Origin of the sequence: Pseudomonas sp. R62, assembly GCF_000257605.1 — a bacterium.
Classification (GTDB): domain Bacteria; phylum Pseudomonadota; class Gammaproteobacteria; order Pseudomonadales; family Pseudomonadaceae; genus Aquipseudomonas; species Aquipseudomonas atacamensis.
The window spans coordinates 140324-149951 of record NZ_JH635998.1 but is presented as its reverse complement, the minus strand read 5'-3'; the positions used below and the strand labels follow the sequence as shown (position 1 = coordinate 149951).

The following is a 9628-nucleotide window of genomic DNA, read 5'->3' as shown; positions in this document are numbered from 1 at the left end:
CCGATGAGCCGATGGTAATACCAGGTAGAATGGTTGAGTTGGCACCTAGCGAGGCGCCTTTTCTGATGATGGTCCTGGCGAACTCGGTCGGATAAACCTTGCTGCGTGGGAAGATATCATTGGTGAATGTCACGTTTGGGCCGACAAACACATCATCTTCGATGGTGATGCCGTCCCATACCTGCACGCCACATTTAAGTGTAACGCGAGAACCGATAACGACATCATTTTCAACGAAAACATGATCACAAATATTGCAATCGTCGCCGATGTTCGCATTCGGGAGTACATGTGCAAATGCCCAGATTCGCGATCCGGCCCCAACAGTTTGGGACTCGCAAATCGCGCGCTCATGAACGAAAAAATTATGTGAATCGGTCATTTGTAGACTCCAAATTCAAGAGCTTGCATCGGGATTGCCAATGGACGTCCCTTGGTATTTTCATAGGTTCGCCAGGCATACGAGCCCACAACGCCGAGACCTAGTAAATTGAGGCTACCCAGAAAGGTGATCATGAATAACGTCATCGCGTAGCCCGGTACTTCAATGAGTCCAGCGAGCTTGGAAAAAACTACGCTGATGCCATATAGCGACGAAATAAACGAGCCAGCCGCGCCGACCCTGATCAATAAGCGGATAGGCAGATCTGTAAAGGAAAAAACGCTATCCATCAGGTAATTAACTTTTTTCCGAAGCGTCCACGCCGATTTGCCGTGCTCCCGCGCCACGCGGGAATAGAGCACCACCTCTCGACGGAAGCCTAGCCAGAAAATCTGTGCGATGAGAGAGCTATGGCGTTCTTCCAGCTTCAGAAGATTGTCGCGGAAAGCAAGATTGCAGCCAAACATGTCCACGCCACCGGCAGGCATTTCCGGAATGACATAGCGCTTGTAAAGCCCCCAGAACGTTTTCGAGGCAAGCTTTGAAAGGAACGGGTCTTCCCGGCTTTCCCGAACTCCCACAACCACATCGACAGGCTGGTTTTTCAGAACCTCGTTCATGGTCAGAACAAGGCTCGGAGGCTCCTGAAGATCTGCCGCCATGACCGCAAAGGTCGTGCCTTTGGCGTGCTGGAGCCCCGTCCTGATCGCCATGAATGAACCAAAGTTCTTCGATAGAAGCACCAGTTGTGATATGAACGGCTGCGTTGGCAGGACATCGCGCAGCAGTTCGAATGAACGGTCTGGACTACCATCTACAACAAATACTACTTCCAGTTCACCTTGGAGTTTAGTATTCAGGTCTTCTATCGCTTGTAGCAACGAAGGAATTGATTCTTCGTTGCGGTAGACTGGAATAACAAGCGACAACACACTAAACCCCCTTTTTGAAGAAGTTGCAGACGACTTCGATGACGCGATTAACTTGTTCATTGGTCAAGCCAGGGAAGCACGGGAGCGAAACGAGCTTTGAACTGGCGGCTTCAGTAACTGGCAAACTGATCGACTCATTCAATGTATAAGCTGTTTGCCAATGATCGGGAACAGGATAGTGAATGTCGGTGCTGATGCCGTGTTCTTTCAAATAAAGGGTGAAGTCGTCGCGGTTTTCCACTCGCAATACGAACAAGTGTGCGACAAAGTCATTGCCCAAGCTGGCGGGCAACTTCACCGGCAGTGCTGCGAAAGCTTCACAGTATTTCTTCGCGATGGATCGGCGCTCTGCGTTCCATTGGTCGAGCAGTGGAAGCTTCACGCGCAAGATCGCGGCCTGCATCTCATCCAGACGGCTGTTGCGCCCCAGAGGTACGGTCACGTGGTACTTGGATGCCCAACCATATTGCCGCAACTTAATCAGACGTTCGGCAATCTCTGGCGACGATGTGACGATCGCGCCTCCGTCCCCCAGTGCACCGAGATTTTTCGTCGGGTAAAAGCTGAAACATGCAAGGTCGCCATAGGAGCCACATTGGCCGTCTTGCGAGCCGGCACCATGTGATTGGGCGCAGTCTTCCAGCACCGCTGCGCCCGATGCTCGGGCGATTGAAGCGAGGTTCTGAATATCTGCCAGTTGCCCATAAAGATGCGTGACGATGACAACTTTTGCCGGCTTGCTCAACGCTTGTTTCAGCGATTCGGGGCACATGGTAAGCGTGCTGACGTCAACGTCGACGTAAACCGGCTCGGCGCCAACCGCTCTGATGGCAGTGCTGCTGTAGAATCCGGCGTTAGCGACGGTGACGACGCGATCACCTGGGCCAACTCCCATGCCGAGCAACGCGATTTCCAAAGCTTCGGAACCATTGGCAACGGAAATGCAGTGCTGTACTCCGACATAGTCGGCAAATTCGCGCTCAAACGCTTTGACCTCTTCACCCATGATGTACCAGTGACGATTGACGACACGCATGAGGGGTTCGGAAAAATCGATGCCTGCGTTTGCGGCAACGGCTGAAAAGAGGGGGATTTGTTGTTTGGCGTCCATGGTTTATCCAGAATTTTTGGCTGCCCGCATGATAAAGGGCGGAGGGTTATTTCACAATTGGCAGAGCAGGCGCGGCATCCTTAACTCAAGCGTTGAGGCTGCGGAAATGACGTGCGCGACGTATACGGGGTGGGGTATGCCCAGGGCGTTTTTCCGAGGGGATCAGAGGTGCAATTGCTATAAACTGTTGATAAGTCACTGCTAGAAGCGTGCCACCATGCCTCGCTTTTTGCGCACTAGTGCTGTATTTTGCAAGCGTTTTTTTTCGAATTCCTAAAAATCCAAGAGTTTGTCTTTTTTATATGAATGCATTTTTTCGCTCTTACATTCTCCAGAAAAAAACACTTGCGGAGTATAGCCGCGGCATTCTGATTCTTTCGATTTTATTCAGTTTCATGATTTTTGTTTCGCCTTTCAGTCGCCCCGTTTTTAATATTGACGTGGTGTCGAGTGTGTCCGGCGTGTCACAGATTTTTTTTAATGACGGGATAAGTTATAGCGAAGGAAACTCCCTGCAGTTGGACGTGAAGAAAGGCGATAATCGCTTGGCTTATCCACTTTCAATTGTGGCATCTCCCGTTCGCTGGGATCCTTTCAATTCGCCTGGAAGCGTTGAGGTCAGGGGGACAAACGTCACTATCTTTGGTGTGGAATTAATGTCAGGCGGAATGTCATTCAAGCCGCTCAATCAGATTGAGAGGATAGACAGCGCTTCTGGCAAAACCCTCATTGACATGCACGCGGACGCCTTTGACCCTGAGCTCGAACTGCATTTTGATGTGAGTCCGTTAAGCAAGGCCAGGGCGTTACTTAGCGTGGTGGCTGGCGTTGTCGCAGCACTGCTGGTTTTTCTTTTAATTCATTTTGCAAAAGAGTTGAGTTCACTGTTTCGCTCGCTTCCTTCATGGCTGTTCGTGATCGCTTTATTTGCTTGTTTGAATTTGTACGTTTTTTATGATCATGTGTTTGGGCAAAACGTCTTCCCTTGGGACTTTTCAATCACCTACCATGCCGTTCCCAATTACTGGCTGACATCCCTGCAGTCAGGACAGTTCCCCTTGTGGGTTCCTTTCCAGGGAATGGGCTATCCACTGCTGATGAATATGCAGTCGGGTCTGTTTTATTTGCCCAACTATTTCTTTTATGTGTTCGACGTGCCCTACACCGTACATGCTGCGGTTGTATTTCAAGTCGCTCATGTATTTTTCGCAGGCGTCGGCGCCTACGTGCTCTTGCGCAAGGGCGGCCACGATGTTTTGACCGCCACCATTGGGGGTGTTGCCTACAACTTGTTCGGCGGGTTTTTCTGTAACTCTGAACACCTTGACATCGTGCGCAGCTTTGTATTCCTACCGTGGATATTTGCCGGCCTGGTAGATCTCATGAAAAACGGTATCAAACCGTTTCCGGTGATTATCCTTCCGTTGATGTTGCTGTTTCAGTGGACCGGGGGATATCCGGGCGTTTCGATCAGCATGTTGTTCATTTCATTCGTTTTGATTTTTGTCTCTGCTGTCGCCAGAGAATGTTCATGGAAACACTTTGTCATTGGGGGCGCACTGATGATGAGCGGCGTAATAATGGCGTCGCCGGCATTTTTTCCAGTACTGATGCTCAAGGGGGAGATTGCAAGATCCTCTGAGGCTGGCAGCTTGGCGAAAACGTTTGTTTCTCCTGTGAATTTGACGAGTCTGATGCAGCGCATAGATTATGCCGGACTCCCAAATGATATTTCGATGCGGTCGCTGCATATTCTGATCATCCCGTTCGTATTCATCTTTTTCGTGAATATGGGCATTTTCAAGCGCAATCTGGGAATGGCTGCTGTTGCCTGCTGTGCATTGCTTATGGCCATGGGCGGTTGGGCTTTCGACATCGCTGTGAAGTTATTTCCACCTTTGGGTTACAGCCGATTCCCGAGTGCTGACTATCGCGGATTTATTGCGCTGGCGCTTATATATTTCGCCATGCTCGGTTATCAGGAGTACAAGGCAAGCAGCTTTGGCGTCGTGAAAGACCGTCTGATCAGGTTTGTCATTTTCGGTGTGCTGACTTACTTCGTTGTGGATCCGTTGCTGGCAAACCAAGACACGTTTGTCTTCTCGCTCGTTATGATCCTGTGGGTTATCGTCGCGCTGTGCATCCATCGCCTGAAATTGAGTCCGCTGATTATTTTCGTGTTGTTTTTCTCAATTCAAGTAGCTGACTTCATACGTATTGAAGCGGGTCAGGTTTATTGGAACAGCCTGGAGACTGGCGAGAAGCATTCACGTAAGTTCGGGTCACTGGAGACTCCTGCCAAACTGCTCACCCAGCGCATCGAGGGCCTCGACACTCGGGCAGAGCGGAGCGATGAGTTCCGCGGTTACGTCTATGGTTATCAGGGGTATCTCACCGGCATTTACATGGTGGGGGATTACTCCGGACCAATGCAGTTTCTCCGCCAGCGGTACATCATGGATAATCCTTATTTGCTGACGTACGCGAAAAAGGCTTGGACGCCGGTTCTGTTCAAAGCTCAACCAGGTGCGGAAGAGGCTATCACCGCTATCAAGTCGCAGAACAATGCCGGCGATGAGCGAGTAAGGCTCACGTTGTATAAGCCCAATCAGATTAAATATGTTGTCAAGTCTGACTCCGGATTCGCTTTCCTCGAAAATGAAACTTACTTTCCAGGCTGGACGATGACTCTCGAGAACGGAGTCGAAATACAAGCCAAGGATATTCACGGCTTCCGGTACTGGGAAATGCCAGCAGGCAACTATAAGGCAGTAGCGAAATTCGAAATGCCCTATTTCCGTACGGCTACTCTTCTGGCGATCTGCGGGGTGATCAGCTATTTACTGGGTGTCATGTGCCTGTTCGTACTCCGCAAGAAGGAGCCCCAGCAGTCTGCAGCATAGGTACGGCTTTCCGCGCCTGAGGGGCGTATACCCTTCAGGCGCTTCATGATCAACGGCAGCCGGACTTCTCTCATCAAGGGAGGCGTTGCTGGATTCGCCATCGTTGCGCAAAAATTCCGCCAGTGTTAAACGAAACGGTCGCCTCCAATCGATTAATCTGCGTGCTTTCGCCCGTGTTTTTTCTGTAACCCCGATCCTTTACTCCGTACAATGCGTCAGCCGGTTCAACCAATGGAGTAGGTCAGATTGGTGCGAGGGAATATGGGAAAGCTACGCGTATTTTTGTTGGCGCTGCCGCGCAGGCAGAAACGATTGATCCAAGTGCTGACGGATACAGTCCTCGTATGGGCCGCACTGTGGATGGCATTTATCGTGCGTCTTGGCGTTGATGAGATGGTCAACCCGATCAAAGTACATCTTTGGTTGTTCGTTTGCGCCCCGGTCGTGGCTATTCCCTTGTTCATTCGTTTCGGTATGTATCGTGCCGTCATGCGTTACTTTGGCAATGATGCACTCGTGGCCATCATCAAAGCGGTCAGTCTGTCTTCACTGATTCTTGCATTGGTGGTCTATTGGTACAGCAACCACGAAACGGTTGTACCTCGCTCGATCATTTTCAACTACTGGTGGCTGAGCCTGGTCATTATCGGTGGGCTGCGCTTGTTGATGCGGCAGTACTTCATGGGTGACTGGTTCAATGCTGCACAGCACGTACCGTTCACCAATCGCGATGATGGGCTGACGAAAGTGGCCATCTACGGTGCTGGTGTGGCAGGCAATCAGTTGGTGGCTGCTTTGCGCATGGGCCGTGTGATGCGGCCTGTTGCGTTTATCGATGATGATTCAAGCATCGCCGATCGTTCCATCTCCGGCCTGCAAGTCTATAAGCCCAAACATATCCAGCAGATGATTGATGTCACTGGGGCTCAGGAGATTCTGTTGGCCCTGCCATCATCTACACGTGCCCGGCGCCGGGAGATTCTGCACCTGCTTGAAGGTTTTCCCCTGCACGTGCGCAGTGTTCCCAATTTCACTGATCTGGCCAGCGGACGAGTGAAGGTCGAAGACATCCAGGAAGTCGATATTGCCGACTTGTTGGGACGCGACGCGGTGCCGGCTCAGCCTGATCTGCTGGAGCGGTGTATCAAAGGCAAGATTGTCATGGTAACCGGGGCAGGGGGATCGATTGGGTCTGAACTGTGTCGACAGATCTTTTCCTTGCAGCCCACCACACTTCTTTTGTTTGAACACAGCGAGTTCAACCTTTACAGCATTCTCTCGGAGCTGGAGCAGCGTGGCTGTCGTGAGTCGGTATCGGTCAAGCTACTGCCGATCCTCGGTTCGATCCGTCATCAGGACAAGCTCCTCGATGTGATGATAACGTGGAAGGTCGATACGGTTTACCATGCGGCAGCTTATAAACATGTGCCGATGGTCGAGCACAACATCGCCGAAGGTGTTCTGAATAACGCCATCGGCACCCTCAACACCGCTCAGGCGGCTTTGCAGTCTGGCGTTTCAAACTTTGTATTGATCTCGACCGACAAGGCCGTCCGTCCTACCAACGTCATGGGCAGCACCAAGCGTCTGGCCGAGTTGGTCCTACAGGCTTTGAGTCGTGAGATTGCCCCCGTATTGTTTGGGGATCGTTCCAATGTCTCCCGAGTCAACAAAACGCGCTTCACCATGGTGCGTTTCGGTAATGTACTGGGTTCGTCGGGGTCGGTGATTCCGTTGTTCCACAGCCAGATCAAATCGGGCGGACCGCTGACGGTCACGCATCCCAAGATCACCCGCTACTTCATGACCATCCCCGAAGCCGCACAGTTGGTCATACAGGCTGGTTCTATGGGGCAGGGCGGGGATGTCTTCGTTTTGGATATGGGTGAGCCGGTAAAAATCGTCGAACTTGCGGAAAAAATGATTCACCTGTCCGGACTGAGCATCCGATCGGAGCGCAATCCTCAGGGCGACATCTCCATCGAGTTCACCGGTTTGCGCCCGGGCGAAAAACTCTACGAGGAATTGCTCATCGGGGATAACGTCGCAGCGACATCGCATCCGATGATCATGTGCGCCAATGAGGATCACCTTCCTTGGGACGTTCTGAAAACCCGATTGAACGAACTGCTCAAAGCCGTCGAGGCCGACGACTACACCCGCGTCCGCCAGCTCCTGCGCGAAACCGTCTCCGGCTACACCCCCGACGGCGAAATCGTCGACTGGATCTACCAGCAACGTCGTCTCGAGCCCTGATTGTTTCACATCCTGTAACGCTCGCATTTTTGACTTAGCTCCATCATGACCTACGTTTAGAGAGCAGCTTGGGAAAAGCTGCTTTCTAAAACGATGATGGAGCGTCACTTATGCGTACCGGTTATTTCTACTCGCTGATTTTTGCTTTCCTCACCAGCGCCTCGATCGCTGCGATTGCTGCGCCTGCAGCGCCCACCGAGACAATAAAGGCGCCTTTGCTGATGGATGCAGCTGCTCCTTCTCAGACTGGCAAGGTCGATCTCAACGGCGCGGATGCGGCAACGTTGCAGAAGGAGTTGGCGGGTGTGGGTGAGGCGAAGGCGCAGGCGATTGTTGCGTATCGCGATACAAACGGGCCGTTTGCGTCGGTGGATGAGTTGCTGGAAGTGAAGGGGATTGGCAAGGCGATTCTGGATCGCAATCGTGAAAAGCTGGAAGTGAACTAAGCTGACAGTTCAACGCCGAGAGGCCGGTCATTGACCGGCCTTTTTATTGAGCGCTGATCGGGTGGATGCCTGAACGCTGAAAATTACGGGTATCATATTGCGCCTTGATTATGCCTATAATAATTTCGCTCGGGACTGATTCAGCAGCCGAATCGCAGCACACCGATGCACGTCGAATTTTGAATTGATAAGGGGTAACCACGGTATGAACCAACGTCGAGTCGTCGTCACGGGCATGGGCCTGGTTTCACCCTTGGGCAGTGATGTTGAAATTGTCTGGCAGCGTTTGCTGGCCGGTCGTTCCGGGTTGCGTAATCTGCCAGATGCGGTTGTGGCTGATCTGCCGACGCGGGTCGGCGGGAGTGTGCCGACGGTGGAGGAGGATGCCGAGGCCGGGTTTGATCCGGATCGTGCGACGCCGCCCAAGGAACAGAAGAAGATGGATCGCTTCATCATGTTCGCCATGGAAGCGGCGCGGCAGGCGCTGGAGCAGGCCGGTTGGCATCCAGCGGACGCTGAAAGCCAAGAGCGCACTGCGACGATCATCGGCTCGGGAGTCGGCGGTTTCGGTGCGATTGCCGATGCGGTGCGTACCACCGACAGCCGTGGTCCTCGGCGTTTGTCGCCGTTCACCATTCCATCGTTTCTGGTAAATCTCGCGGCGGGTCATGTGTCGATCCAGCATGGCCTCAAAGGGCCGCTTGGTGCGCCCGTTACCGCGTGTGCCGCAGGTGTTCAGGCGATCGGCGATGCGGCGCGGTTGATCCGAGCAGGTGAGGCGGACATTGCCGTATGTGGCGGTGCTGAAGCTTCGATCGATCGCGTCAGTCTCGCCGGTTTCGCGGCGGCGCGGGCGCTGTCCAGCGGTTACAACGACACCCCTGAGAAAGCCTCACGTCCTTTCGACAGTGGGCGTGACGGTTTCGTAATGGGTGAGGGCGCTGGTCTGCTGGTCATCGAGTCGCTGGAGCATGCTCTGGCGCGTGGGGCGAAACCGTTGGCCGAACTGGTTGGCTACGGCACCACCGCCGATGCCTACCATCTGACCGCCGGTCCGGAAGACGGCAGCGGCGCACGCCGGGCGATGCAATTGGCACTGGCTCAGGGCGGTGTGACGCCGGAGCAGGTGCAGCATCTCAACGCTCATGCCACTTCAACACCGGTCGGTGATTTGGGCGAGTTGGCGGCGATCAAGGCGTTGTTTGGCACGCAGAACAAGATCGCCGTGACTTCGACCAAATCCGCCACCGGTCATTTGCTCGGTGCGGCCGGTGGGCTGGAGGCGATTTTCACGCTGCTGGCGATTCGTGATCAGGTGGTGCCACCAACGCTCAACTTTGAAAACCCGGATCCAGCGAGCCAAGGGGTGGACATTGTCCATGGCGAGGCGCGGTCGATGGCGATCGAATATGCATTGTCCAACGGCTTCGGTTTTGGCGGGGTCAATGCGAGCGTGTTGTTCAAGCGCTGGGAAGGTTAATCGCTCGATTGCTTGAGATGCTCGCGGGTGACGTCGAGGATGCGCTGGGCGAAGTCGGCATCCGCGACGCTGCGTGACAGCAGAAGAGCGCCGGCCAGGGTCGCCATGATGACAATGC

The 9628-nt window shown here is 53.2% G+C and carries 7 protein-coding genes and 1 pseudogene; 4 read left to right on the top strand and 4 right to left on the bottom strand.

From position 1 onward, the window contains the following. From OQK_RS02170 to OQK_RS02160, 3 genes are all read right to left on the bottom strand, one after another. Positions 1 to 382 (bottom strand): acyltransferase (locus OQK_RS02170; RefSeq protein ID WP_038860444.1); only part of this gene is annotated, 382 nt, incomplete at its 3' end. After that, entirely contained in the window at positions 379 to 1374 is a 996-nt protein-coding gene (locus OQK_RS02165) for a glycosyltransferase family 2 protein (RefSeq protein ID WP_081489815.1), read from the bottom strand. The genes OQK_RS02165 and OQK_RS02170, both read right to left, overlap by 4 nt. Then, the gene (locus tag OQK_RS02160; RefSeq protein WP_016770906.1) at positions 1316 to 2425 is read right to left on the bottom strand and encodes a DegT/DnrJ/EryC1/StrS family aminotransferase; all 1110 of its coding nucleotides are present in this window, start codon (positions 2423 to 2425) and stop codon (positions 1316 to 1318) included. The genes OQK_RS02165 and OQK_RS02160 overlap by 59 nt, the downstream gene beginning before the upstream one ends. A gap of 302 nt (positions 2426 to 2727) precedes the next feature. Here OQK_RS02160 and OQK_RS02155 point away from each other — a divergent pair, with 302 nt between their 5' ends. From OQK_RS02155 to fabF, 4 genes are all read left to right on the top strand, one after another. After that, a complete protein-coding gene (locus OQK_RS02155) occupies positions 2728 to 5328 on the top strand; it encodes a hypothetical protein (RefSeq protein WP_016770905.1) in 2601 nt (866 codons plus the stop codon). A 261-nt stretch (positions 5329 to 5589) separates the two neighbouring features. Beyond that, positions 5590 to 7584: a polysaccharide biosynthesis protein gene (locus tag OQK_RS02150; RefSeq protein WP_016770904.1), complete on the top strand. Its 1995-nt coding sequence runs from the start codon at positions 5590 to 5592 to the stop codon at positions 7582 to 7584. A gap of 110 nt (positions 7585 to 7694) precedes the next feature. After that, positions 7695 to 8030, top strand: coding sequence for a ComEA family DNA-binding protein (locus tag OQK_RS02145; RefSeq protein WP_016770903.1), 336 nt, complete (start codon positions 7695 to 7697; stop codon positions 8028 to 8030). 205 nt (positions 8031 to 8235) lie between these two features. After that, a complete protein-coding gene (gene fabF / locus OQK_RS02140; protein WP_038860441.1) occupies positions 8236 to 9510 on the top strand; it encodes a beta-ketoacyl-ACP synthase II in 1275 nt (424 codons plus the stop codon). Here fabF and OQK_RS02135 read toward each other — a convergent pair. Then, a pseudogene (locus OQK_RS02135) lies at positions 9507 to 9628 on the bottom strand (TetR/AcrR family transcriptional regulator); the annotation flags it as partial. The gene fabF and the pseudogene OQK_RS02135 sit on opposite strands and share 4 nt — an antisense overlap.